This window comes from Candidatus Flexicrinis affinis, assembly GCA_016716525.1.
Classification (GTDB): Bacteria; Chloroflexota; Anaerolineae; order Aggregatilineales; family Phototrophicaceae; genus Flexicrinis; species Flexicrinis affinis.
The window spans coordinates 1,413,558-1,437,945 of record JADJWE010000001.1 but is presented as its reverse complement, the minus strand read 5'-3'; the positions used below and the strand labels follow the sequence as shown (position 1 = coordinate 1,437,945).

Genomic DNA, 24,388 nt, shown 5'->3' with positions numbered 1-24,388 from the left:
CGCCCCGACTAAGCGGGGCGTACACCCGTCTGAGTATTGCTAGGGAGTCAAACATAGTGGCCGATATCTTCGCGAAGGCTGCCGCCTTCACCCAAGCCCGAGAAGCCATGGAGCTTGGCATTTACCCGTACTTCCGCGCACTCAGTGACTCCGAAGGTACGACCGCGACCTTTGAAGGCAAAGAAGTGGTCATGATCGGCTCGAACAACTACCTCGGCCTGACGACCGATCCACGGGTACGGGCCGCCGCTCATGACGCATTGGATCGCTACGGTACAAGTGTCACCGGATCGCGCTTCCTGAACGGTACGCTGGAACTGCACCTCGAACTCGATCGCCGCCTTGCACGTTTTGTGAACAAAGAAGCGGCGCTGGTCTTTTCGACCGGCTATCAAACGAATGTCGGCACCATTTCTGCCATCGTCGGTAAAGGCGACTATGTCATCATCGACAAAGATGCGCATGCATGCATCGTTGATGGCTGTATGCTCAGCCGCGGCGAGTTGAAGCGCTTCCGCCACAGTGACATTAGTTCGCTCGACCAAGTCCTCAGTCAATTGCCCGCCGAAGCCGGAAAGCTTGTCATCGTAGACGGCGTGTACAGTATGGGTGGCGATATCGCTCCGATACCCCAAATCGTTGAGATCTGCAAACACTACGGTGCACGAATCATGATTGATGATGCGCACGGCATCGGTGTAACCGGCGGTGGTCGTGGAACGGCCGAACACTTCGGCGTTACCGAGCACGTTGACCTCATCATGGGCACGTTCAGCAAGTCGTTTGCCTCAATTGGCGGATTCATCGCAGGTTCCGCCGAGGTTATCCACTACATTCAACATCATGCACGGTCGCTGATCTTCTCCGCCGCACTGCCTGCGCCCGCTGCAGCAAGCGTGCTGGCGGCACTCGACATCATGGAGAACGAACCACAACTTGTTGAGCGACTCTGGGACAACGCAGAATACATGCGCGCCGGTCTACGTGGACTGGGCTACGACATCGGCCAAAGCAACACGCCGATTATCCCCATCATCATCCGCGACCAGTTCCGAACAGTTCTGGCGTGGAGAGCACTCATCGAAGAAGGCGTCTACACCAACCCCGTGATTCCGCCGGGTGTCCCACCCAACCAGAGCCTGCTGCGCACCAGCTACATGGCAAGCCACTCGCACGACCAGCTCGACAGGGCGCTCGCGGCATTCAAGATTGTGGGTGAACGGCTCGACCTCATCACTCAGCCTACGGTACAGGCCTGAGCGTTAGGTCATCTCGAACGTCGACTAGCAGATCAGCGGCCCGCGGGCCGCTGATTCTGTGTCTAGAGTTCGCTCCATCCTGCGTCATCAGGCACGAGGGAATCGTCGTCGTCAGGCAGCCACGCACGGGCCGGGACATCCGGACGGCACACGGCCCTGTACAAGCAGGCCCCGCATGCTTCGAGATTCTCGGTCTTGGGGAAGTCAGTGCAGGAGGCGACCTCAGCAATCAACGCCTCGAGGTGTGCTTTATCACGCTCAAATTCCTCTTGACTATACGCAATTTGAAGAACCGGCGCCGAGTCTCTCACATACCAGTAGCGAACTTCGATTTGATCTGGTGCGTATGCCACACCCGTTGCGGCGCGTGCGCCTCGGGCGGCTACATAACGATAGACTATGGTCTGAATCTGCGTGCGCGGGTCCTCTGACGGTCGTGAACCGGTCTTCCAGTCACAGATCACGAGTCTGTCACTGTCCCACGCTATCAGGTCGTAGCGTGCGACCAGCACGCGGTCCGCAAGGGGTGCGGTAACCCATGCTTCAACGCTTCGATTGTCGGGCACTCCGATGATCCCGCGGTCAACGAACTGCTCGAACCAAGCTCGGACCGCGCTGTCCTGTATCGTAGACTGCACTGAATCGCTATCGAGTCCTGAAAAGTACTGCTGTGCCGCACGGTGAAATTGCTGTCCTCGCCGTGCTGCAACTTGCCGCTCGCTCCCTTCGGCAGAGTCTTCAGTGGCAGGCACGAGACCCCGCTTATGTTTCAATAGATATAGGTAACGACAGGTCAAGAAATCCCGAATGGTTGACTGTGAAATCGTGTTCGTCATTGGTTCCGCAGCCAATTCTCGAGCGCGATGAGAGGCACGGCCGGACGTGCCTGGCCGCGCCCGCTGTTGGTCGTTATGACTAACTCCCGACGTGCCCGCGTAATCCCAACATACAGCAGCCTGAGACGTTCCGCAGCGTAGTTCAAGCGCGCACGCAGTGACGCCGCCCCCTCGACATAATCCACGTCAGAGTGAAGGGCTTGCACCTGCGCTATAATCTCGTCTTCAAGGCTCAGACTGTCACGTACAAGCGGATGCTCACCCCGATAGATGTCGTCCGGGTCGCCAGCCGGGAATTCATAGTTACTTACAGACATGAGGTAGACGCGGTCCCACTCAAGCCCTTTCGCCTTATGCATTGTAGCCACGGTGACTACCCCCGCAGCAGTCGGATCGACCGCGTCATCACCGATACCGTACACCGTCCGCCGGTTGTCCACGATGTCGCTCAGGTATGCGATAGCATGGCCAATCGACGCCGAGCCTGAAAGTTCAAGTTCCCGTCGTAGTGCACCAGCTACCGAGTATGCGACAGAGAGTTGAAACGGCTCGCGAAACAGATCGACCGCCACGGTCAGCAACAGCCGATCAATCGGGAGCACGATAGCCCAATGCCATGACCGCAGATTCTCCAGAAACTGTATGAGTAGGGCCAGCGCGCCAGGTGCAGACTGCAGCACCTCTTCAACCGCAGAAGGAATCGCAAAGGCTTCGGCGTTCTGCGGGAACAACACATCCTCCGGTTGAACCGACAGCAGTCGATCTGCCGCCTGCTCCAACGCACGTCGCTCGTCGGATGGCACTGTCTGCATGAGATCGGCGTATGCCAAGAACGCTTCGCTCAGCGGCCGCGTCTCGTAGGGCTTTGCAATGGCCTTGATCTGACTAACCAGCGCTGCCAACGCAGTCCGGGTCTTCGATGTCGTCCTCAGCAGTTCCCGGCACGGTACACCACGCTGGCCAAGCAATTCGACCATCTTGGCGCCGTCACTGTTGCTGGGCACAAGAACGGCGATCGACGTGTTCGAATCCGCCTCGATCGCGCGAACCACCGAACTTACAACGCGTTCACGTTCCTCATCTGGCGTCCGTGCTTCCGCATCGAGGTAGATACGGGCAGACTCCGCTGCCGGGTTTCGCTGAGGGTCGTTGTCGGGAACTGGCCGGATTAGCGGCGGTTCGAGCGGACGCATCGCCCTCAGCTCGTCCCACGGATGATCTTCTCGCGACCATACGGACAGGCGATTTGCGAGGGCAATAATCGGTTCTGCCGACCGGCCCGAGTACGCCATCTCGACAACTGCGACGCCTGCCTCCCGCAGAAAGCGCCGCAAGAATTCGGGGCTTGCCGACGTAAACGTCTCGTAGATGGCCTGGTTTGGGTCGCCCACCCGCACCCAATTCCCGTCCGTCTCGGTCAATCTGCGCAGAAGAAGCTCCTGAAGGCGCGAACTGTCCTGTGATTCGTCTTCCAACACAAACGGCCAACGTTTGGCGAGCACGGCGCGGTAGTCTGCGTCACGATTGAGAATCTCGAGCGCCAGGCGGATCAGGTCGGCAAAGTCGACCGCACCCTGATAATTCAAGGCAGCCTGATACAGCCGATACACGGCGTTAGCAGCGTTAAGCGCCGCGAAGGCGGGATCCGACTCGTCGGCCAGCCCTGCGACTTCGTCTGGCGAGAGCTGCAGATCCTTGGCCTCGCGCAAGTAGGCGCGCACCATACGCTCGAAGCGATCGCGCCAGCGCATGCCGTGGCGTGCGCCGGAGCCGGGGTCTTGATTGGCAGAATACGGCACAAACCAGTTCGGATTGGCGCGCAGCCACTCTGAGACGGCTTCGAGCAAAGTCTGTTCAGCACCGGCTTCGTCGAGGATCGGAAACGACTGCGGCAATCCTACCAGTGCAGACCGGTCGCGAATGATATCGTTTGCGAGACCGTGAATTGTCCGGACACGATATCCGACGCCGCTAATCAGGCCGCGCGCCGTCACAAAGCCCGCAACCTGAGAAGCGAAGTTTTCGGCGGCTGAGTTGGTCATCGTAACGATCAGGACTTCTTGGCCCGGTCCGACTGCGCGCTCCGAGATCAGGTCGGCGGCGAGCGCCGCCAGCGTCCGGGTCTTGCCGCTTCCGGGAACGGCCGCCACCGCGAGGCGTCCTCCGCGATACCGGAGCACCTCGAGTTGGCCACTGCGTGGTATGAAGTCAGCTGTCGTCATGCGCCTCCCCCACCCACTTCGGCCTCAAGGCGCACGGCCTGCAGTGCGCTCAGCAATGGCCCCTGCTGCGCGATACCCTGTTCGCTGTAGACGCAGTAGCTCAACCATGCCCGCTCCGTGCAGCGCCGGAGTAATCCACTGACAAGTCGCGCGCTGCCGAGCGCGTTGGCCGCTGCGTCGTCAACACTGGTCCATACGCGCCCTGCCGGCCATTGTCGAGAAAGGACATAGGGCTGCCCCAACGGTTGATGCAACCGCTCGGTCCATCCACTGCTGCCGACATCCAGCCAGAACTGATGGGCAACGGCTCGATTCAGCATCAGGAACGTGTGCGCCGGACCCACGAGTACGGAAGGCTGTGTCAGTGTTCCGCGCGGATCGACCAGCCCCTGCTGACCCAACCGTCCGGACAGGAACCCACCGAACAGATCCGCCCCCGAGACATCGCGGTCCATCGCCTTTGCAAGTTCGATATGTTCCGCAAGCGCGTCGATCAAGTTTGCGACCACGTGACCGGCTTCAGGCCGCTCATACAGCCGAAAACCCGGCTGTGTCAGTGCTTCGGAGTAGAACGAACCAAGCAGCGTGGCAAGCTCTGAGGAGGCGTCGTGTCGGTGGGCGGCATCGACCAGCCACACGCGCATTCGCTCATAACTTTCGAGGACCGAGTCGGGCAATCTCCGCCGAAGCTGATCCGAAAGGCTGTCAGCTTCAGCCAACGGCCTCCCGACACGCAGCGTCGCCGCCAGCAGGCCGGCGCGTACTGGATCGCAGGCATCGATCAGTTCTACAAGCGCCGCGGCGAACTGCGTGCGTTCGATCGGCATGTGCCAAGCTGGGAACGCAGTCGACGCCGCCACCAGCACCGCATTCGCGATCGGCTCGCTGTTCAGCGGGCGCGAGGGACGGGTGGACCGAAACGGTATGTTCCGCGTCCGAAGTCGGGTTTCCAGCGCAAATCTGACGACATCGCTCAAATATGGAGTGACGACACAGATGTCGTCTGGATCCACGCCTTCGACATCGATCAGATCGCCAATCTGACGCACCGTACCGTCCAACATCTCCGGAAGGAACCGGTATGCGATCAGTTCAACGCTGTCGCCGGACCCCGCCTCGCTCGATACCGATCGGGCGCCAATGAAGTAGCTCTCTAACGCGGACACCAATGGCTCGAAGCGCCGTGCCGGCGTCACCGGCTCGACGAACTCAACTTGCACGTCGGCCGACGCGGCGAAGCGCCCTGCGCTGACTTCATCGGCACCCAAGAAACGGCGAATTCCTCCACCTTTGTCATAAGCAACAATCGATGCCGCAGCCGACTCCAGGAATCCGAGCACGAAATCGTGCGCAGCAGGTACGTCCTCTTCCGGATTGTCGTACACGATCCTGCGCATTGACTGCTCGGCCCAAGTTCGGAACGACTTTAGCGGAACAACGTGGCGCTGAAACAGCTCTGCAGCAAGCGAGTAGTCTAGCAAGCCATGTTCAATGCAGTATGCGCGGAAGGTCGAAGCGGCGAACTGAACGTCGTCATACATGCGTGCCTGTTGATCTTCGTACAGCCACGCCCCCTTCAGTCGGTTGCCGATCTCGTCGTGCGGAAAACCGACCAGCGCCGACTTGTTTAAGTTATCGAGGACCTGGCCGTAGATCCGAAGACGTGGCATTCGTACGCTGTCAAACAGGCGTCGATCGTCAATCATGGGATCGAGCAGAAGGCCCATCTGCGCTGTGGCCGTCTCGCTCGTGAGGAAGAGCGGCTGCTCGCGCACGACGCCCAGTCCGCACTGATCTCCCACAGCGGGCCAGAACAGGTCTAGCGCACGACGCACGATGCTGGCATACGTCGTGATCTCTACACGTACGTCAGGGAGGGCATCGCGGTAGCGCTGGCCCAGCGTTCGCTGCGGCACGATAACAACGATTTCGAACGTTCGCGCTCCGCCGTGAACCCAGCGGCGAACGACTTCTATGGCCGCTGTCGTCTTGCCGGAGCCTGCCGGCCCGGACGCGAACACATGACCCGAAACGGCCGCTTCGATTGCCGTGGTCTGTGCTTCATTCATCACGTAAGTGGATTGTCCAACCAGTTTCGAGAATCGTTTCTTGTCGAAGATCATGCGTATGCTGATTCTAACCTAATTTCAATGTATTCGACGCACAATATCGTATTGAACGTTGCCACGGGTCAAAATGGCGATGTTTTAACTTGAATCCTGCGCATCATGCGCTAAGATATTCCCCTCAGCCACGCGACACATCCTTTCGCCTCCAGACGGGAGAATTCATCATGTTGTCTTGCAAGTTGATCTACAATCAGGAGCACGGAACTTGGCCGCCCGAGTGACGACTCACAGCGAAAATAAGGCCGGGGGCATCCTGCTTGCCCTGCCCGCCTTGCTTTGGTTGGGCCTCTTCTTCCTTCTGCCGCTAATCATCGTCCTCATCATCAGCCTGATGAGCCGGGGATCAGGCGGTTCAGCGGTACTGCCATTCACCTTCGATCAGTACACCCGCGTATTCGACACATTCTGGATTGTCCTTCAGCGCAGTATTCTGGTCGCGCTGCTCACTACGGCAATCTGCCTCGTTGCGGGATACCCGCTCGCTTACTTCATCACGCGTCGCAAGACCGCTTTCGGGCGGCAGTTTGCGCTGTTTCTCGTCATTCTGCCTTTCTGGACAAACTTCCTGATCCGCACCTACGCTTGGCGCGTGATCTTGGGTCGTGAAGGGCTCATAAACAGCGCACTACTGAACACCGGCATCATCACCGAGCCGCTCAACCTCCTCAACACGGAGTTCGCGGTCGTCCTCGGTCTGGTGTATGGATTCCTGCCGTTCATGGTCTTGCCGATCTACGCGTCCCTCAGCCGGTTTGACCACCGGTATATCGAGGCGGCGAACGATCTCGGTGCCAACGACGTGACGTCGTTCTGGCGCATCATGCTCCCGTTGACGATGCCGGGCGTGATCGCCGGTTGCATTCTGGTGTTCATTCCCGCAATCGGGACGTTTGTCACGTCCGATCTGCTGGGCGGTACCCGCGGACTGATGATCGGCAACCTGATCCAGAACCAGTACAGCGGGAACGGAAACATGCCGCTCGGCGCCGCACTATCGGTCGTAATGATGATGGTCGTTGTCGTCGCGCTGCTGGTCTATGCGCGCTTCGGTGAGGAGAAGAAGTAACGTGGGCAACTCTGTGATTACGCGCTCCGCCGTCGACAGCCCCGCTATCACCCGTGCGGATAACGTGCGGTTCGGTATGGTGGTTCGGTCGGTCGGCAAGGTCGGGCTTGTCGCAACTCCGCTCACGGCCTACTTCTTCCTGTGGGCTCCCATCCTGCTCCTCGTGCTGTTCAGCTTCAACGACTCCCGCTCGGTCGACACGTGGCAGGGATTTACGCTGCGCTGGTACACGAATATCTTCAGCGGCGTCATGGGCACCGAGGCGCGATTCTCCACTGAACTGATGATGCAGGCGCTGTCGAACACACTGCTGGTCGGATTGGTCAGCACGTTGATCGCGACCGTGCTCGGAACGATGATCGCGTTAAGCCTCGCGCGCAGCCAAATCCCGGGCAAGCGAATCGTAGACGGTCTCATGTTTCTGCCGGTCGTCATACCGGAAATCACTCAGGGCGTATCGCTGGCGATCTTCTTCAAGATCGTGTTCGATTTCCTTGACACGTCCGCGGGTATGCGGGCGACTCCCGGCTTTGGAACGATCATCATCGGTCACGTCGCGTTCAACATCTCGTATGTCGCGATTGTCGTGCGCGCGCGCCTTGCCAACATGAATCCGCGGCTCGAAGAAGCGGCCAACGACCTCGGCGCGAACACGTGGCAGACGTTCCGTCGGATTACGCTGCCGCTCATCATGCCGGGCATCGTCGCCGGCGGCCTGTTGGCATTGACGCTGTCGATGGACGATCTGGTGGTCACGTTCTTCAACGCCGGCGTCGGCACGACCACCCTGCCCATGTTTGTGTATGGTCTGATCAAGACGGCCGTCACGCCCGAGGTAAACGCCCTGTCGACGCTCATGTTGGTGTTCTCAACCATCGTCGTCGGCGTATCCCTCATGCTGCAGAACCGTTACGCCGATCGCCCGTACACGCGCCAGTAGCCCACATCAAGAGGAGGAAACCCATGCGTATTCTCGTTGCATTCATAGTTCTTGCCACGCTCCTGACAGGAGCAGTGGCACAAGACTCGGTCGAAACCGCCGTCGACACCGCGTGGACATGCCCTGAAGGCTTCGAAGGACAGACGCTCAGCATCTTCAACTGGGCCACCTACATCGGCGATGACACCGTAGCAGATTTCGAGGCGTTGTGCGGTGTGACCGTGCTTTATGACGTCTACGACAGCGACGAGTCGCTGATTGCCCGCCTGCGTCAAGGCAACCCGGGCTACGACATCGCCTTCCCGACCGATTACGCCGTTGCGATCATGATTCGCGAGGGGTTGGCGGCTGAGATCGACCACGACAACATCCCGAACCTCGCCAATAACTACGAGATCTACCTTGATCCCTACTTCGATCCCGGCAACATGCACTCTGTACCCTACGTGTGGGGCACAACGGGCATCGGTTACGACATCGACCGTACCGGCGAAGAAATCACCACCTGGGAACAGATCTTCACCTATGAGGGTCGCGTCGCGTGGGTGGACAGCCCACGCGCGATGCTCTCGATCGCGCTGAGTGTGTTGGGCCTCGAACCGAACTCGGTTGACCCCGACGAGATCGATCAGGCCAAGCAGTTCCTGATCGACAACAGCAGTAACGTGGTCGCCATCGCGGGCGACGACGGGGATGCCCTTCTCGCGCAGGGTGAAGTCGATATCGCGGTCGAATACGGCGGCGATGTGTTCCAGCAGATCTCCGAGTGCGAGTGTGACAACTTGCGCTACGCCGTCCCGCAGGTCGGCGCCATCCGTGATCTCACAAGTATCGTGCTGCTGGCGGACGGACCGAATCCTGAACTGGCGCAGGTCTTCATGGACTACATGATGGACAAGGATGTCCATGCTGCCATCGTCAACACGATCTACTATCCATCGCCCAATCGCGAGGCAGTTGAGGGCGACCTGATCGATCCGGACTTCCTTGCCAACCCCGCTGGCAACCCGCCGGAGGAGACGCTGGACTCGATGTACTTCATCCTCGACGTCGGTGAAGAGGCGGAGCAGCTCTACAACGACGCTTGGGACGAAGTCGTCATCATGACTGGCATGTAGCTAGTCGTCCCGAAACCTACTACGAGGGGCGAGGTACGCGATACCTCGCCCCTCTTGATGCGCGCAAGCTCATACCACTACAGGACAAACCCATGGCAGACGCAAAAGTCGAGCTCATTGACGTACATAAGGAATTCCCCATCCGTGCTGGCGAAGCCAACGCCGTTCGAGCAGTTCATAACCTGAACCTCGATATTTACGACGGCGAGTTCTTTGCCCTCTTGGGGCCAAGCGGATGCGGCAAGACAACGACACTCCGTCTGATTGCTGGGTTTGAGCAGCCCACGTCCGGCCAGATCCTGATCGATGGCCGTCCGATGCAGGGCGTTCCCGCTTTCTACCGTCCGGTCAACACGGTGTTTCAGGATTATGCGCTTTTCCCACATATGACCGTTCTGCAGAACGTCATGTTCGGGCTGCAGATGGATCGTGTGCCGAAACAGGAAGCACAGAAGCGCGCAGTCGAAGCGCTCGAACTCGTGCGTCTTCCGAGCGCGATGAACCGGAAACCGCGCGAGATGTCGGGCGGCCAGCAGCAACGCGTCGCGCTCGCCCGTGCAATCGTCAAGCGGCCGAAAGTCCTACTGCTCGACGAGCCATTGGGTGCGCTCGACCTGAAACTCCGGCGCGAAATGCAGCTCGAGCTTAAGGAAATGCAGCAGCAGGTCGGCATTACGTTCGTTTATGTCACGCACGATCAAGAAGAAGCGCTGACGATGGCAAATCGAATCGGAGTGATGAACGGCGGTGAGCTGTTGCAAGTGGGGCGGCCCGAGGAGATTTACGAGTCCCCGGCGACCCGTTTTGTTGCCGATTTCATCGGCGAAACGAATTTCCTGAGTGGGACTGTCAACATCGCAGATGACGACTACGCGTACGTCGACATCAACGGGGAGACCGAACTCGCCGGCGCGTGGGAAGATACTGTCAAGCCTGAGCAGCAAGTAACGCTCGCGGTACGTCCTGAACGCATCGCGATTCGGCCCTACAACGAGGCCTCAGGCGACTCAGATCGCCCGGCGCGCGTCGATGCCGTGAACTCCGTTGCCGGTCATGTCATCAGCGTGCACTATATGGGCACCGATACGCGCTACATGGTGCGCATAGGCGGCGGGCAGACGGTCAACGTGCGGGTACAGAATGTACTCGGCCAGCGTACGACATCCTTCAAGGAGCGGGACGCGGTCGTCCTGAGCTGGGGCCGCGACAGCACGCGCGTCCTCACCCACTAGTCCACTAAGCGACGTCCTGCCCGGCGCTTGAAGCCGCGCGTACTGCAGCAAGCGTATGCGCTGGAAGCATCTCGCCGTACTGGCGCTGCCAATCGGGATTCACGTGATCGCGGTTTGTGACTACAGCACGGCAGTTTGTCGCGCCGCAGTGGCACGTCATGACAAACGGTATCGTGATGTCCGTTGTGGCGTAGTCGTAAGTAAGTTCTTCACCTGGAAGGATGTCGCGACGGGCTACCATCGTATTGTCGTCAGCCCACCACGTATTCGGATCACAACTATGGTTCATGAACCGCTCGTCGCCCTGTTCGGCAACCAGAGTCGTCGCAGAATTCTGGTACGCAACGTGCAGTATGTGATCAACGTCCTCGGGACTCTTTGCCATCACATCAGCTATGTCATAGTGGGGCTGGAAGGGTTCCAGCTTGCTTACGAACTCGCCCGCTTTGATCAACGCAACCGCAACCAAACCCTTACCGTGAATGGTCTCGCCTTCAGCCACCACAACATGGGGGTGAAGCATGGTTTGTAGCTCCTCGGAGGGTGTAAGGTCGTTCTCGGCCAGTGCGCAGGATTCTAGCAGACGTACGCGGAAGTCAAGCCCGAATTCCTGCCCTCGTGAAACTGGCTGTATAATCATTCACAACATCCCAAGGAAGTTGAAAGCCGAACAACGTCATGGCCACACCACGTATCCTCGTCGTCGACGATGATCCGATGACCGTCGACCTCATCAAGGCCTATCTCGAAAAAGAGCACTGGCAAGTGCTGACCGCGGACAACGGTCGTGACGCTCTCGACGTGGCACGCGAGAAGCAGCCGGACTTGATCGTGCTAGACCTCATGCTGCCCCGCGTCGACGGTCTGGATGTCACGCGAATCCTCCGGACAAACCACGACATTCCGATCGTGATGCTAACGGCCCGTTCGACTGAAGACGACATCCTGCTGGGCCTTGAGCTTGGAGCCGATGACTACGTTACGAAGCCATTCAGCCCGAGGCAGCTCGTCGCGCGCGTGCGGACTGTCCTGCGACGCAACCGCTCGCTTCAGCGAGACTCGCAAGATCTGCTGCAGTTCGGTGACCTTACCGTCTCGCTCGCCCGGCACGAAGTCCGTATTCGCGACCAGGAAATCACGCTGACACCACGCGAGTTCAAGCTGCTCGTGCTGATGGCGCGCGAGCCCGGCCGGGTCTTTAGCCGGCAGCAGCTGCTCGAGGGCGCATTCGGTTCCGACACCGAGAGCCTAGAGCGTACGGTCGACTATCACATCATGAATCTGAGGCGGAAGCTCGAGCATGACAGAGATATTGCAGAGTGCATTCAGACGGTCTTTGGCGTGGGCTACCGGTTCACGTACAGTCCCGCTCCTCAAAAGCCTTAGGTTCAAGATCACCGTCGGAACCATCGTTATCATCGCGGCCACGTCGGCGTTGTCGGGTTGGCTGGCTTCTACCAGCGTCACCGAACGCTTTGAGCGATTCCTGATCCAGTCCGACGAAGCCCGCAATTTGTTCGTCGAAGAGATCGGACAAGGCATCGCCCGCGCTGATTTTGGCGAGGGTCTCGTGGTCGAGGTGTATTACGACGAGGCGACCGCCGGCCTACAGCAGGAATACGTCACGTCCGTCAATCGCGTAATTACGATCGTCGTCATCATTACCGGCGTTGTAGCGCTCGCGCTTGTTACACTGCTGCTGCTCCCTCGTTTGCTTACCATCGAGGAGATGACCACTGCGGCGCGAAAAATGGCAGATGGTCACCTCGACCAGCGCGTGCGCGTCAAAGCGGATGACGAAATCAGTGCGCTCGCAAAGTCCTTCAACAACATGGCCGACAGCCTTGAACGGGCCGAACGGCTTCGCCGAAATATGGTGAGCGACGTTGCGCATGAACTTCGTACACCGCTCTCAAACATTCAGGGCTACATGGAAGGGTTGCGCGATGGGGTTATCGAGCCTCGCGTGCAGCTTTTCGACTCGCTGTATGGCGAGTCTCAGCTTCTGACGCGTCTCGTCGAAGACCTGCAGACACTCACACTCGCTGAGGCCGGTCAGCTCCATCTCCGGCCTGAGATCTGCGACGTCACCCGACTGATCTTCGAAGTATGCACGTCTTTCGGCGACAGCCGTGGTCAATCGCACAAGCTTCGTATGCACGTCGACACAGCTTTCCCCGCGTTTCATCGCATCGATCCTGATCGGATCAAGCAGGTGCTGACGAACTTGCTGTCAAATGCCGTTGAACACACACCGGCAGGTGGCACAATCACGGTGGAGTTGGTTAGCAGCGCCTCAGAGACTACCGTGAGCGTTTCCGATAACGGCTCAGGCATAGCACCGCAACACCTGCCGAACGTGTTCGAGCGCTTCTACCGCGCCGACCCCTCCCGTACCCGTGCCACTGGAGGCACCGGCATCGGACTATCGATCGTGCGGCAGCTTGTAGAGGCTCATGGCGGCAAAGTCTCGGTAACGAGCAGTATTGGCGCGGGATCACGCTTCGAGTTCACGCTTCCGAACCCCGTGGCAGTGCCTGAGATGGACATCCCAAGCCCAGTTGAGCGTGTAAACTAACAGAAACCCAACAGGTTTTCGCTGGAAAACCCAACCGGATGTGTTAATTTCTAGCGTGGATTTCGTACGGGACGCCTGCGGTGGATCATCGTGGGTGCCATATTGTAAGTCCACGCCCGGTTTGCCGGGCGCATTCGGTGCACTGGGGCGCCGAACCTATAGTCTCAAGTACATGGGGAGAAAGTCACATGAAGCATCTTTCCCGCATCGTGGTTGCAGGCATGCTGATGCTGCTTATCGCAGCATTGGTTGTGCCGGTCGCCGCTCAGGACGAGCCGACTGCCGCCTCCGGCACTCCGCTCATCCTGCCGAACTTCGGCGCTGACCCCGCCACGTTCAATCCGATTCTGTCGAACGATGGAACCTCTAACACGATCATCGGCCGCATCTTCCCGGACTTCATCGGGCTCGATGACGAGACCGGCTTCTGGGCTCCCGGCGCGGAACAGGCGCTCGTGACCGACTGGTCCGTGTCGGATGACAACCTCGTTTACACCTTCACGCTGCGCGACGACCTGTTCTGGAGCGATGGCACCCCCGTCACCTCCGCCGATGTCCAGTACTTCTGGGATTCGGTGCAGGATCCGTCGGTCAACCTCTCCGGTTCGTTCGTCGACCTCCGCGATATCATCGCCAACGTCGAGTCGCCCGATGCGACGACCGTGGTCGTCACGTTCAACAACCCGGACTGCAACGCCATCGATAGCGCTGGTGCCCTGCAGGTTGTTCCGGCCCACTACTACAACCAGATCTTCCCTGAGCGTGCTGACATGAACGACAGCGAAGAAAACCTCAACCCGGCGGTGACTGCGGGCCCGTGGAACTTCCTGAACTTCCGTCCGGGCGAACAGGTCACGTTGGCCGCCAACACTGAGTGGGTCGATGGCGTCGTGGTCCCTCAGGGCTGGATCTACAAGAACGTTGCAGATCAGACGGTTCAGACTGAGCAGTTCCTTGTTGGTCAGCTGACCTACATGGGCGTTCCGACTGCCCGCGTTCCAGAACTTGGCGAGCGCGTTGCCAACGGCGAGTATTACGGCCACTACAGCACCCGCGCAAACACCCGCTTCCTCAGCTTCAACATGGCCGACCCGAACAACCCGCAGCCGGCACTTGACGAAGAAGGCAATCGCCTCGATCAGAGCCAGCATCCGATCTTCGGTGGCTACACCCTTGACGGCGTTGCGACCCCCGGCGGCTTGAAAGTTCGCCAGGCGCTCAATTACGGCATGAACTTCGCGGAGATCAATGAAGGCGTGTTCGCAGGCCTTGGCATCCAGATGCCGACCCACAGCCGCCCTGATGACTGGGCCTTCCCGACCGACCTTGAGGTCTATCCGTTCGATCCTGACATGGCCAACCAGCTTCTGGACGAGGCCGGATGGGTCGACGAAGACGGTGATGGCGTGCGTGAATGCGTGAGTTGCGACTACCTGTCGGTCGATCCGGCGTTCGCGGGTTCGCCAATGGAATTCGAACTGCTGACCAATGCTGGCAACACCTCTCAGGAAGCCCTTGGCGTCCTCTTGCAGGATCAGTGGGGCCGTCTTGGCGTGAAGGTCAACTTCTCGGCGATCGACTTCAACGTGCTCGTCGACGACCTGACCGGCCAGACCTACGATGCGATCATGATCTTCTGGGGCTTCGGCTTCCCGTTTGATCCGGACGGCGTCAGCGCCACCTTCTCGACGCAAGCCGATATCCCCGGCAGCGGATTCAACACCGGCTCGTACTACAACGCCCGTGTTGACGAGCTGCTCGATACCGCCCGGGCCCTGCCCGGCTGCGATATCGACGAGCGCAAGGCCCTGTACGGCGAAGCGTACACCATCCTCCACGATGAAAGCCCGTGGATCTGGATTGGTATCGCTCAGACCCTTGCCGTTGGTCAGCTAAGCATCGAGGGTTGGGACCCGCGCCCACAGGCTTCGCTCGAGGTTCTGTGGAATGAAGAATCCTGGTTCGTCGCCCCGTAAGCACGGTCTAGGCGCCTAATCTGAGCATCAGCATCCCCCTTCCGCTACCTGTGGAGGGGGGATGCCCTTAGGTGGGTGTTTTTGCTGTGCTGTTGGTTTAGTGTTAGGGTTCGAACCATGTATAAATACGTACTTCGCCGCGTGATACAGGCGATCCCGATCTTCTTCGGGATTACGATCCTGTCCTACTTTCTCATGGCGATCACGCCCGGCGGTCCAGTCGCTGCACTCGCATTCGGTGCAAACCTCAAGCCGGCCGAAGTCGAGGCGCTGAAGATCCAGCTCGGCGTCAGTGACCCGATCCCCGTGCAGTACCTCCGTTGGCTCGCAGGCGATGACTGGCTGCGCTGGGACACGGACGGTGACAAGATTGCCGACCGGAGTTTCTTGATCGGGCATACTGGCCCGAACGGAGAACCCCTACCCCCCGGTGACCGGCGCGGCATCCTGCGCGGTGACTTCGGCATCTCGTTTGTTCGAAGCCGTGCAGTATTACCCATCATCTTGGAACGACTGCCCGCATCGATCGAACTCGGTGTCGCATCGCTGGTCGTGGGCGCATCCATTGGCGTCTTGGTCGGCGTGGTCGCCGCGGTCTACCATGATCGCTGGTTCGATCACATCACGCGCATCCTCGCCGTGGTGTTTGACGCCGTTCCGATCTTCTTCCTGGCAATCTTGCTGCTGCTGATCTTCGGTGCGCAGCTTCAGATCTTGCCACTCGGCGACCGATGTCGCGTAACACTGGATCCATCGTGTCCGCCGATTTTCCAGCGGCTCGAGTACCTGATCCTCCCAACGTTTGTGCTTGCGACCGGCGGTATTTCCGCCTACTCGCGGTTTATGCGCGCATCGATGTTGGAGGTCGTGTCACAGGACTACATGCGCACAGCGCGGGCCAAAGGCTTGAGCAGCCGCACGGTTTGGCTGCGCCATGGCGCACGTAACGCCTTGATCCCGATTGCGACATTCCTTGGCCCGGCCATTGCCGGTATCTGGGGAGGCGCCGTAATCACCGAGACAATCTTCAACTGGCCCGGCGTCGGGCGTACGGTCGTCGCCGCAGTCACGAGTCGAGACTACCCGATCGTGATGGCGGCTACCGTGTTCGCAGGGATCTCGACCATTTTGGGCTACCTGTTATCTGACATCCTCTACGGGATCATCGATCCCCGTATTCGTTTCGACTAGTGGCGAGGAACCCGCGATATGGCATCCACATCTAAGGCCACCTCGATCACACAGCTCGGTGAGCCGAATCTCGAAGAGGCGATTGTCAGCAAGTCGTTGTTCCAGCGTGCCATATACCGATTGCTCCGCGACCGGCTTACCATGTTCGCGGCGATCGTCTTGCTTGTGCTGAGTACGCTGGCTCTGTTCGGCCCGCTCATCACCCAGCACATTCTGCAGATCGACCCGAACACGACCGATGCGTTTAACCGCATGCAGGGCTGGGGCAGCCCCGGCCACATACTGGGCACAGACGATCTCGGTCGCGATCAGCTTGCGCGTTTGCTGCATGCTGGGCGCGTCAGCCTCGGTATCGGGTTCTTCGGCGCGATCATCTCGATTTCGGTCGGCTTGACCCTCGGCGTGATCACGGGCTTCTTCGGCGGCATCGTCGACGACATCATGAACTGGGTCATCACGACGCTGGACTCGATCCCCGCGCTGTACCTGTTGATCCTCATCGCTGCGCTCTTCCGCCCGACTGCCGAGTCGCTGATCTTCGTAATTGCGTTAATCAGTTGGACAGGCGTCACGCGCTTGATACGGGGTCAAACGCTTCAGATACGCAATCTCGACTACGTCCTGAGCGCTCGCGCTCTCGGCGCGTCGGTCTGGCGAATCATGTTCATCCACATCGCCCCGAACCTGATCTCGATCACGGTTATCGTGCTGATGCGTTCAATTGGCGGCTTGATGCTCGCAGAAGCTGGTCTCAGCTTCCTCGGCTTCGGGGTTCAGATTCCGCAGGCGACGTGGGGCAATATGCTCACCGATGCGCAGGAATATGTCCGCGCAGGAGGCGTTCACCTCATCCTGCCGCCGGGGCTGTGCATCTGGGTCACGGTGCTGTGCCTGTATGTCATCGGAGACGGCGTCCGCGACGCGTTCGATCCGACCAGCACGAAGTAGTCGCAACTACCACAACGAAAAAAAACGGGGCCGATCGGCCCCGTTTTCAGTCTCAGTGATGCGCGGTACTTACCGAATGTCGGACCGCATGACGTCGGAAAGGGCGCGGTCGAAGATGATCGACGAGAGGCGTCCGATGATCAGGTCCGGTGTATAAGGCGAGTCGGCTGGAAGCACCGTCTCGGCCTCCACGATGTAGCGCCCGCGTGTGTAGAACACCCGCCCTGCCGTCGCCGTCGCATCACAGCCGGACGTTTCACCCACATACACCGGGCTGCCGTATGCAAAACCGGCCACCTGCGTCTGCCCATTGGCAATTCCTAGTGTCGTCAACGCCGGATCTTCGAGCGCAGCGGCAGCCGTCTCTGCATCGGGCGTCTCGTACAGCGTGTAGCCGATCGACACAAACGGGATGATGTCGAGGCTGCAATTCACTGCGGCCATTTCCGAGCGAAACACCGTTGAGATCTCGTAAAGCTCCGCGAGTTCGACAAGCGCCCCACGCGCCGCCGCAGGCAGCGCGGCAGCGACGTCTGCGACCGGTTGACTATCCGACGTCACCGCGACCTCTTGCGCCGGAAAATTCCCGAACAACGACGCCGCGGCAGCGATCACGCTGTCACTACCGAGCGCCGTCGCAATAGCTTCGCTCGTTAGGGGTTCAGGTACGGCGTACGTCGATTCAACCAGGGTGGGATCTTTGACGATGAGGACCGCGTTCAGAGTCGTCGCGTCGCCACCGGCCTCGGGATCGCGGAGCAGGATGGAGTCGACGTTGTCTTGCCCCTCCAACACCTCTCCGAAGATCGTGTGTTGGTAGTCCAGATGCTGTGCCGTCGCCGTGGTGATAAAGAACTGCGATCCGTTCGTTCCGGGCCCGGCATTGGCCATCGCCAGCCAACCCGGACGGTCGAAGAACAGAAACGGCACTGGCTCGTCAGCGAACTGATAGCCGGGGCCACCTGCCCCAGTGCCGGTCGGGTCGCCGCCCTGCGCCATGAAATCGGCAATGACACGGTGGAAGATCGTACCGTTGTAGAAGTCGTTGTAGGCGAGGAACACGAAGCTGTTGACCGTCAGCGGCGTGAGGTCCTCAAGCAGGTCGATATAGATCGCACCGGCATCCGTGCAAAACACGGCTCGATAGTCGACGCCGGGCTCGAGGACGTCTTCGGCAGTGGTGAACTGCTCGGCCGCGCGCTCGGGGGCCTCATACGAGTCGCACAGCTCCGCCGGTGTCCCGGCAGATGTCACGATTGCAGGCGCCTCGGCATACTCGGCCGCGTCCGCCCCGGTCTGCTGCGCAGCAGCGGGTGTCACCAACAACACCGCACAAAGAATCAGAAACAGCGGCCATCGACGCATTATGGGAACAACCTCTCACTCATGCCGGAAGCTTGACCGATTGTACTGGAATATTCGCCCTACACTAGATGCCGTATGCAGACAGTACTCAACCGCTCATCTTGTCGACGTGAACCCTAGACCGCATCGTCAATGAAGTGCCGTTCGTAGAGCGCGCGATACAAGCCGCCGCGCAGCATCAGGTCGTTGTGTGTCCCGTCTTCTACGATCTCGCCGCGCTGCATCACCAGAATTCGATCGCTGTTCTTGACCGTGCTCAGTCTATGCGCAATGACAATGCTGGTTCGGCCGGATAGCACGACATCCAGTGCCTGCTGGATCAGCATTTCGGTCTCCGTGTCGATGTTGCTGGTCGCCTCATCCAACACCAGAATGCTTTGCGGGCTGTGAAGAAGTGCGCGGGCGAGCGCCAGAAGCTGTCGCTGTCCCTGCGACAAATTCGCCCCACCCGGCATCAACTTGAAGTTGTACCTGCCCGGAAGCGCCTCGATAAACGGAGCGGCGTAGGCGGCTTTGGCAGCCTCATACATCCGATCGTCGTCAATTGTCGGATCGAACAGCTTCAGATTCTCGGCAATGGTCCCGTGAAAGCAGTACGGTGTTTGCGGGACGACCATTACGAGCTCGCGCAGTTCCGCACTGCTCAAATCTCGTACGTCGACGCCGTTGATGCAGATGCGCCCCTCATCCACGTCGTAGAACCGCGAGATCAAGCCCGCGAAAGTCGTCTTGCCTGCCCCTGTCGCGCCGACAATGGCGATCCGCTGGTTGGCCGGAATGTGCAGGTTGACCCCGCGCAGCACCGGAGCACCCGGCTCGTACGAGAACGTGACGTCCTCGAATGTGATTTCCTTCTCGGTGCCGACGACATGCTTCGGCTGAGCCGGTTCGGGGATCGAGGTTTCAACGCGGAGTAAGCGCGCCATGCGTTCCCCGGCCGACAGCGCCATCTGGATTTGCGAGAACTGGTCCGCAAGCAGCAAGATCGGCTCAAAGCTGCGCCGCGAATACTGGATCATGGCCAGCAGGATTCCGACCGTGGCCCAGCCGTTCGCAATCCCGATTACGCCGCCGACGAGTACAAGGCTTAGCCCTATCGCCGACATCGCCATGTTGAACGATGAGTAGCGCGTATAGGTATCACGCAGCACCATGTGTGTGTCCCGGTGCGCGCGATTCAGCTCGTCAAACTGCTCGATGCTCTTCTTCTGCAGACCGAACAGCTGCACGACCAACATGCCGGCGAACCGTTCGTTGTTGAACGCCAGGTAATCGGCGGCGATGCGGTGTAGGCGGGAAGACAACTGTCGGATTCCACGCCGGAAGTAGATCGTTGCCAGCACCATCGGCACAATAACGCCCAGCCCAATTACGGCGAGCTGCCAGTTCAAAAGCAGCATGGCCACAACAAGGCCGAGCAGCGTTACCCCGTTGCTGACAACCATTACGATGCTGGTCGAGAGAAGCTCAGTGAGCGTCTCGACATCACTTGTCAGCTTCGAAACGATTTGGCCGACCGGTGTGGTGTTGAAGTAACGCGAGTCAAGAGACAACACGTGCTCAAACAGCCGCTGACGAATCGCCGCTAGTGCGTTCTGACCCACAGTCTGCAGTACGTAGGTGTACAGGAAACGAAGGCCAAAGATCCCAGGCACACACAACGTGTACAGGATGGCGAGCGGCACGAGACCGGAGGTGTCGCCGCTAGCAATGGGTCCGTCGACCGCACGCTGGATAATCAGCGGCGGAATAAGCGAGAGAAGCGTCACTCCGACCAACATCGCGCCAATAGACGCCAAATGCCACACGTACGGACGCAGGAACTTACCCAACATCCACAGCAGGTAGCTGTCGCTAAACGTCGTTCCTTCTGCGCGCTCGACCGACGCGATCGGTTGCATTACCGTCATGGCGAGCTAGTTCTCCAACATCATTTCACGTTCGACCAACTGCGTATAGAACGCATTTCGTCCGAGCAGTTGATCGTGAGTTCCCACGGCTTCAATGCGCCCTTGCGACATCACGACAATTCGATCTGCGTCACGCACTGTGGCGGCACGATGCGCGATGACGATGCTAGTACGCTGCTCCAAGACCTCGCCAAGCTCATCGAGGATTTCGGCCGCGGTATGCGTATCCACGCTTGAGAGCGCATCATCGAGCACGAGGATCTTGGGGTCACGCACGAGTGCTCGCGCGATGGCAACCCGCTGCTTTTGTCCACCTGAAAGCATCACACCTCGCTCGCCCACGAGTGTTTCGAGGCCGCGCGTCAGCTGCGGCAGATCGTTGCTGAGGCGCGACCGCTCCACTGCCGACTCGAGGTCGTCTTCGCTCACGTCCGTCTCTCCCATGGCGATGTTCGCGTCCAGTCGCTGGCTGAACAAGAACGTGCTTTGGGGAACGTACGTGACAATGTGGCGCAGCATCTCGAGATCGAGCGTACGGACATCATGCCCGTCGATCAGCACGCTGCCCTCGGTCGGATCGGTGATCCGCGCGAGCAAGTTCACCAACTGCGACTTTCCACAGCCGGTCGGGCCGACAATCGCAACGAACTCGCCTGCGGCGATATGCAGATCTATGTCGTCAAGTACGCGGGTGCCGTCGAGCGTCAAACTCACGCCCTCGAAGCGAATATCGCCCTCCGGCTCATCGATCACGATCGCATGCTCTGGCGACTGGATCTTCGATTCTTGCAGCAGCGGCGCGATGCGGTTCAGTGCGCCTTTGGCTTGCTGATACCGTTGATACACCGTGCCGAGGTTCAACAGCCAAACGCTGGTAACCCCGAGGTAAAGCAGGAAGCTGGTGAAGTCCCCAACCGACAGCGCGCCGTCGATCGCCATGACCCCACCGATCATCACTACGATGGCGGCCGTCAATTCGCTCACCATGTTCGGCAGCATGCCGACCGGCTCGTTGCGCCGCCGGAAGCGCAACCACTTGCGGCGGTACGTCATGTTCTCGTCGTAATACTTAGCCGCGACGCTTTCTTCGCGCCCGGTCGTCTTGATTGTCTGGATTCCTGTGACCGAGTCTTGGACAAACCCCGACAGCACGCCGCCCTGATCTTGCACGTCCTCGAAGATGACGCGCAGAGCAAGACCCGCCTTGACTTGTATGATCGTCGAGATTGTCAGCACGACGAACACGATCAGGGACAAACCCAAACTAATCTGTGCCAGCAATACGAACGTTGTCGCGAGCATGAACGCGGCCGTGCCAAGGCGCAGGAATGTGAGGGCGTTCAGGCGCCAGATCACGTTCATGTCGTTGTGAACTCGCGAGAGCAGGTCGCCGCTGGAATAACGCTGATAGAAGTCCTGATCGAGACGGACCATGTTCTCGAACGCGGTCTGCCGCAGGTCGTAATCGACCGAGTATGCAACCTCACCGCTGTACAGCCGCAGCATGTTGTAGGCCAACAGGTTCACGGCAGCGATGCCCAGAATCAGCAATACGAACTCCAGCAGTCTTCCCTGCTCGGCGCCCGAGCGAATTTCGTCAATAAGCGTGCCGACCAGATAGGGCTCTGCCGCGGTAGTCACACCACCAACCATCCCGAAAAACAGCGATAGCAGTGCCGCCCTGCGGTGTTTCATCACTCGCCGCGCAAGCCAGCGCAGGTCGAGGTCCTGCTGGATTGTCAACGCAGATACTCCCGGAAATGCTCGTCTTCATTTTTGTGAACGTGGCGCACGTCCAATCGTAGCAGACGCCAAGCTACCAATTAGTGCCAATACGGGGGAAACAGCGTTGACATTGCGTGAGCATTTCTGTAGAATTCCGCCCGATCCTCGGGGGGCAATAGAGGACGCGCAGACGTGAGGCCTGCGCTTTGATTCGCTGGATTTATTCTCCGTTATCAAGGTGCACGCTCTTGCTCGGCAGTCCGGCCTATCGGGTTGGATTGACCGAGTTTTCTATTGCCTGCAGGCCGAGCACCATTTTGTCGGAGGGGCCACCCATGCAGAACGCACTCGCTACAACCTACGATTCCGATTTTGAAGCGCTTCTAGAAGAGTCTTATGCCGCTGCGGAGTTTGAACGCGGCGACACCGTCTCTGGAACTGTGCTGTCGGTCAGCCACAAAGGGCTGATTGTCGGCGTGGGATCCGCACGCGACGGCTTCGTCGATCGCAACGACCTCGAAAAGATGAGTGCCGATCCTGAGGACTTTCAGGTCGGGCAGGAAATCGATGTCACGATCATCCGCATCGAAGACGAAGACGGTAATCTCGTCCTGTCCGTTTCACAAGCTCGCCAGAGCGAGGACTGGAAGAAAGCAGAAGAGCTGCTCGAATCGCAGGAAGTGTGGCCCGGGTTCGTGGCGGACGCCAACCGCGGCGGCCTGATCATCCTGTTCGGCAACGTACGCGGTTTCGTACCTGCCAGTCACGTCGCAGACCTGCCGCGTGGCTTGAGCGAAGACGATCGCCGCGCTTACCTATCACGTCTGGTTGGCCAGCCGATCAACCTCAAGGTTATCGAGGTCAATCGCAAGCGCCGTCGCCTCGTGTTCAGCCAGCGCGAAGCCCAGCGCAACAGCCGCGACGCGCGCAAGGAATCGCTGCTCGGCGAACTCAAGGAAGGCGAGATCCGTAGTGGTATCGTCAGCGGACTGCGCGACTTTGGCGCGTTCGTCGATCTCGGTGGCGCCGACGGCCTGATCCACATCTCCGAGCTGGCGTGGCATCGCGTTAAGCATCCGAAGGAAGTGCTGGCAGTCGGTGACGAGGTCCAGGTGTATGTCCTTCGCCTCGATGACGAGGGCAAGCGTATCGGCCTCAGCTTGAAGCGCCTGCAGCCCAACCCGTGGTCGATGGTCGAAGAAATGTATCACGTCGGCCAGCTCGTCGAAGGCACCGTATCCCGCCTTGCCGACTTCGGCGCGTTCATCAGCATGGATCCGGGTATCGAAGCGCTGCTGCACGTCAGCCAGATTGCGGACACCCCGCCCACGCATCCCAGCCAGGTCATCTACGAGAGTGCACGCCTGCTGATGCGCGTCATCAGCATCGAGTCGGACAAGCAGCGCCTGGGCTTGAGCCTAAAGGATGTCACCGAAGAAGAACGCTTCCGCTGGCAGGAACAGAACCCCGAACGGCCTCTGTCGTCGCTCATGGGCTCGGTTCAGGTCAACCATAGCGTGGTCGAAGAGCCTGAAGTAGAATTGGCGGCCGACGACGCCGCGGAGGCTGAAGCCGCCGAACCTGTCGAGGCTGCTGAAGAGGCCGAGGCGTAATCTGCTCGTTTGCTTATCGGCAAACGAAGCGACACACATTCTGACGAAAGGGGGTGAGAGTACATGGCAACTGTCCGTTTGAAGCCGAACGAATCACAGGAACAACTCCTGCGCCGGTTCCGCAAGCGTGTGACCAACGCGGGCATCTTGAGCACCGTCCGCCGTAAGCGCTGGCACATCAGCAAGAGTGAACTGCGCCGTATCGAGCACAAGAAGGCGATTCGCCGCGCCCGCCGTCGTCAGGTGAAAGTCGGCGGCCGCTAGCACTCGCTAGCCCTGC

19 protein-coding genes are annotated in these 24,388 nt (G+C 59.4%); 12 read left to right on the top strand and 7 right to left on the bottom strand.

Annotated elements, in window-relative coordinates; all coding sequences use genetic code 11:
* Window positions 1–107 precede the first annotated feature (107 nt).
* Window positions 108–1,259: an aminotransferase class I/II-fold pyridoxal phosphate-dependent enzyme gene (locus tag IPM16_06095; protein ID MBK9122678.1), complete on the top strand. Its 1,152-nt coding sequence runs from the start codon at window positions 108–110 to the stop codon at window positions 1,257–1,259.
* Between the two features lie 62 nt (window positions 1,260–1,321).
* Here IPM16_06095 and IPM16_06090 read toward each other — a convergent pair whose 3' ends face one another.
* Genes IPM16_06090 through IPM16_06080 form a run of 3 tightly spaced genes read right to left on the bottom strand, consistent with a single transcriptional unit; the run spans window position 1,322 to window position 6,440 of the window.
* The gene (locus tag IPM16_06090; protein ID MBK9122677.1) at window positions 1,322–2,095 is read right to left on the bottom strand and encodes a PD-(D/E)XK nuclease family protein; all 774 of its coding nucleotides are present in this window, start codon (window positions 2,093–2,095) and stop codon (window positions 1,322–1,324) included.
* The gene (locus IPM16_06085) at window positions 2,092–4,317 is read right to left on the bottom strand and encodes an ATP-dependent helicase (GenBank protein ID MBK9122676.1); all 2,226 of its coding nucleotides are present in this window, start codon (window positions 4,315–4,317) and stop codon (window positions 2,092–2,094) included. Before IPM16_06085 ends, IPM16_06090 begins: the two co-directional genes overlap by 4 nt.
* Window positions 4,314–6,440 (bottom strand): hypothetical protein, encoded by a 2,127-nt coding sequence (locus IPM16_06080; protein MBK9122675.1) that lies wholly within the window; start codon window positions 6,438–6,440, stop codon window positions 4,314–4,316. The genes IPM16_06085 and IPM16_06080 overlap by 4 nt, the downstream gene beginning before the upstream one ends.
* Before the next feature lie 337 nt (window positions 6,441–6,777).
* Here IPM16_06080 and IPM16_06075 point away from each other — a divergent pair, with 337 nt between their 5' ends.
* The 4 genes from IPM16_06075 to IPM16_06060 all read left to right on the top strand — a co-directional run bounded on the left by IPM16_06075 (window position 6,778) and on the right by IPM16_06060 (window position 10,802).
* The gene (locus IPM16_06075) at window positions 6,778–7,512 is read left to right on the top strand and encodes an ABC transporter permease (protein MBK9122674.1); all 735 of its coding nucleotides are present in this window, start codon (window positions 6,778–6,780) and stop codon (window positions 7,510–7,512) included.
* Window positions 7,513–7,588: 76 nt separating this feature from the next.
* Window positions 7,589–8,452, top strand: coding sequence for an ABC transporter permease (locus IPM16_06070; protein MBK9122673.1), 864 nt, complete (start codon window positions 7,589–7,591; stop codon window positions 8,450–8,452).
* Between the two features lie 23 nt (window positions 8,453–8,475).
* Entirely contained in the window at window positions 8,476–9,570 is a 1,095-nt protein-coding gene (locus IPM16_06065) for a spermidine/putrescine ABC transporter substrate-binding protein (protein MBK9122672.1), read from the top strand.
* 92 nt (window positions 9,571–9,662) lie between these two features.
* On the top strand, window positions 9,663–10,802 hold the full coding sequence (locus tag IPM16_06060) for an ABC transporter ATP-binding protein (protein MBK9122671.1): 1,140 nt from the start codon (window positions 9,663–9,665) through the stop codon (window positions 10,800–10,802).
* Between the two features lie 4 nt (window positions 10,803–10,806).
* Here IPM16_06060 and IPM16_06055 read toward each other — a convergent pair whose 3' ends face one another.
* A complete protein-coding gene (locus tag IPM16_06055; GenBank protein MBK9122670.1) occupies window positions 10,807–11,325 on the bottom strand; it encodes an SET domain-containing protein in 519 nt (172 codons plus the stop codon).
* Window positions 11,326–11,480: 155 nt separating this feature from the next.
* On the opposite strand from IPM16_06055, the gene IPM16_06050 reads away from it, so the two are divergent.
* The 5 genes from IPM16_06050 (at window position 11,481) to IPM16_06030 (ending at window position 17,495) form a co-directional block, all read left to right on the top strand.
* The gene (locus tag IPM16_06050; GenBank protein MBK9122669.1) at window positions 11,481–12,188 is read left to right on the top strand and encodes a response regulator transcription factor; all 708 of its coding nucleotides are present in this window, start codon (window positions 11,481–11,483) and stop codon (window positions 12,186–12,188) included.
* Between the two features lie 49 nt (window positions 12,189–12,237).
* Window positions 12,238–13,380 (top strand): HAMP domain-containing protein, encoded by a 1,143-nt coding sequence (locus IPM16_06045; protein ID MBK9122668.1) that lies wholly within the window; start codon window positions 12,238–12,240, stop codon window positions 13,378–13,380.
* Window positions 13,381–13,568: 188 nt separating this feature from the next.
* A complete protein-coding gene (locus tag IPM16_06040) occupies window positions 13,569–15,356 on the top strand; it encodes a hypothetical protein (protein ID MBK9122667.1) in 1,788 nt (595 codons plus the stop codon).
* A gap of 117 nt (window positions 15,357–15,473) precedes the next feature.
* Entirely contained in the window at window positions 15,474–16,547 is a 1,074-nt protein-coding gene (locus IPM16_06035) for an ABC transporter permease (GenBank protein MBK9122666.1), read from the top strand.
* An 18-nt stretch (window positions 16,548–16,565) separates the two neighbouring features.
* Window positions 16,566–17,495 (top strand): ABC transporter permease, encoded by a 930-nt coding sequence (locus IPM16_06030; protein ID MBK9122665.1) that lies wholly within the window; start codon window positions 16,566–16,568, stop codon window positions 17,493–17,495.
* A 69-nt stretch (window positions 17,496–17,564) separates the two neighbouring features.
* Here IPM16_06030 and IPM16_06025 read toward each other — a convergent pair whose 3' ends face one another.
* The 3 genes from IPM16_06025 to IPM16_06015 all read right to left on the bottom strand — a co-directional run bounded on the left by IPM16_06025 (window position 17,565) and on the right by IPM16_06015 (window position 22,513).
* A complete protein-coding gene (locus IPM16_06025; protein MBK9122664.1) occupies window positions 17,565–18,860 on the bottom strand; it encodes a peptidylprolyl isomerase in 1,296 nt (431 codons plus the stop codon).
* Between the two features lie 116 nt (window positions 18,861–18,976).
* On the bottom strand, window positions 18,977–20,770 hold the full coding sequence (locus IPM16_06020; GenBank protein ID MBK9122663.1) for an ABC transporter ATP-binding protein: 1,794 nt from the start codon (window positions 20,768–20,770) through the stop codon (window positions 18,977–18,979).
* 6 nt (window positions 20,771–20,776) lie between these two features.
* Window positions 20,777–22,513: an ABC transporter ATP-binding protein gene (locus tag IPM16_06015; GenBank protein ID MBK9122662.1), complete on the bottom strand. Its 1,737-nt coding sequence runs from the start codon at window positions 22,511–22,513 to the stop codon at window positions 20,777–20,779.
* Window positions 22,514–22,830: 317 nt separating this feature from the next.
* Between IPM16_06015 and IPM16_06010 the strand changes: the two genes are divergently transcribed.
* Together IPM16_06010 and rpsU are read left to right on the top strand one after the other, a co-directional pair.
* A complete protein-coding gene (locus tag IPM16_06010) occupies window positions 22,831–24,108 on the top strand; it encodes a S1 RNA-binding domain-containing protein (protein MBK9122661.1) in 1,278 nt (425 codons plus the stop codon).
* 63 nt (window positions 24,109–24,171) lie between these two features.
* Window positions 24,172–24,372 (top strand): 30S ribosomal protein S21, encoded by a 201-nt coding sequence (gene rpsU / locus IPM16_06005; GenBank protein ID MBK9122660.1) that lies wholly within the window; start codon window positions 24,172–24,174, stop codon window positions 24,370–24,372.
* Window positions 24,373–24,388: the final 16 nt, after the last annotated feature.

What these genes read in the sequence shown, in the direction of transcription:
- IPM16_06095 (MBK9122678.1), top strand. Translation starts at nt 108, where the DNA reads ATGGAGCTTGGCATTTACCCGTACTTCCGCGCACTCAGTGACTCCGAA.
- IPM16_06090 (MBK9122677.1), bottom strand. Translation starts at nt 2,095, where the DNA reads ATGACGAACACGATTTCACAGTCAACCATTCGGGATTTCTTGACCTGT.
- IPM16_06085 (MBK9122676.1), bottom strand. Translation starts at nt 4,317, where the DNA reads ATGACGACAGCTGACTTCATACCACGCAGTGGCCAACTCGAGGTGCTC.
- IPM16_06080 (MBK9122675.1), bottom strand. Translation starts at nt 6,440, where the DNA reads ATGATCTTCGACAAGAAACGATTCTCGAAACTGGTTGGACAATCCACT.
- IPM16_06075 (MBK9122674.1), top strand. Translation starts at nt 6,778, where the DNA reads ATGAGCCGGGGATCAGGCGGTTCAGCGGTACTGCCATTCACCTTCGAT.
- IPM16_06070 (MBK9122673.1), top strand. Translation starts at nt 7,589, where the DNA reads ATGGTGGTTCGGTCGGTCGGCAAGGTCGGGCTTGTCGCAACTCCGCTC.
- IPM16_06065 (MBK9122672.1), top strand. Translation starts at nt 8,476, where the DNA reads ATGCGTATTCTCGTTGCATTCATAGTTCTTGCCACGCTCCTGACAGGA.
- IPM16_06060 (MBK9122671.1), top strand. Translation starts at nt 9,663, where the DNA reads ATGGCAGACGCAAAAGTCGAGCTCATTGACGTACATAAGGAATTCCCC.
- IPM16_06055 (MBK9122670.1), bottom strand. Translation starts at nt 11,325, where the DNA reads ATGCTTCACCCCCATGTTGTGGTGGCTGAAGGCGAGACCATTCACGGT.
- IPM16_06050 (MBK9122669.1), top strand. Translation starts at nt 11,481, where the DNA reads ATGGCCACACCACGTATCCTCGTCGTCGACGATGATCCGATGACCGTC.
- IPM16_06040 (MBK9122667.1), top strand. Translation starts at nt 13,569, where the DNA reads ATGAAGCATCTTTCCCGCATCGTGGTTGCAGGCATGCTGATGCTGCTT.
- IPM16_06035 (MBK9122666.1), top strand. Translation starts at nt 15,474, where the DNA reads ATGTATAAATACGTACTTCGCCGCGTGATACAGGCGATCCCGATCTTC.
- IPM16_06030 (MBK9122665.1), top strand. Translation starts at nt 16,566, where the DNA reads ATGGCATCCACATCTAAGGCCACCTCGATCACACAGCTCGGTGAGCCG.
- IPM16_06025 (MBK9122664.1), bottom strand. Translation starts at nt 18,860, where the DNA reads ATGCGTCGATGGCCGCTGTTTCTGATTCTTTGTGCGGTGTTGTTGGTG.
- IPM16_06020 (MBK9122663.1), bottom strand. Translation starts at nt 20,770, where the DNA reads ATGACGGTAATGCAACCGATCGCGTCGGTCGAGCGCGCAGAAGGAACG.
- IPM16_06010 (MBK9122661.1), top strand. Translation starts at nt 22,831, where the DNA reads ATGCAGAACGCACTCGCTACAACCTACGATTCCGATTTTGAAGCGCTT.
- rpsU (MBK9122660.1), top strand. Translation starts at nt 24,172, where the DNA reads ATGGCAACTGTCCGTTTGAAGCCGAACGAATCACAGGAACAACTCCTG.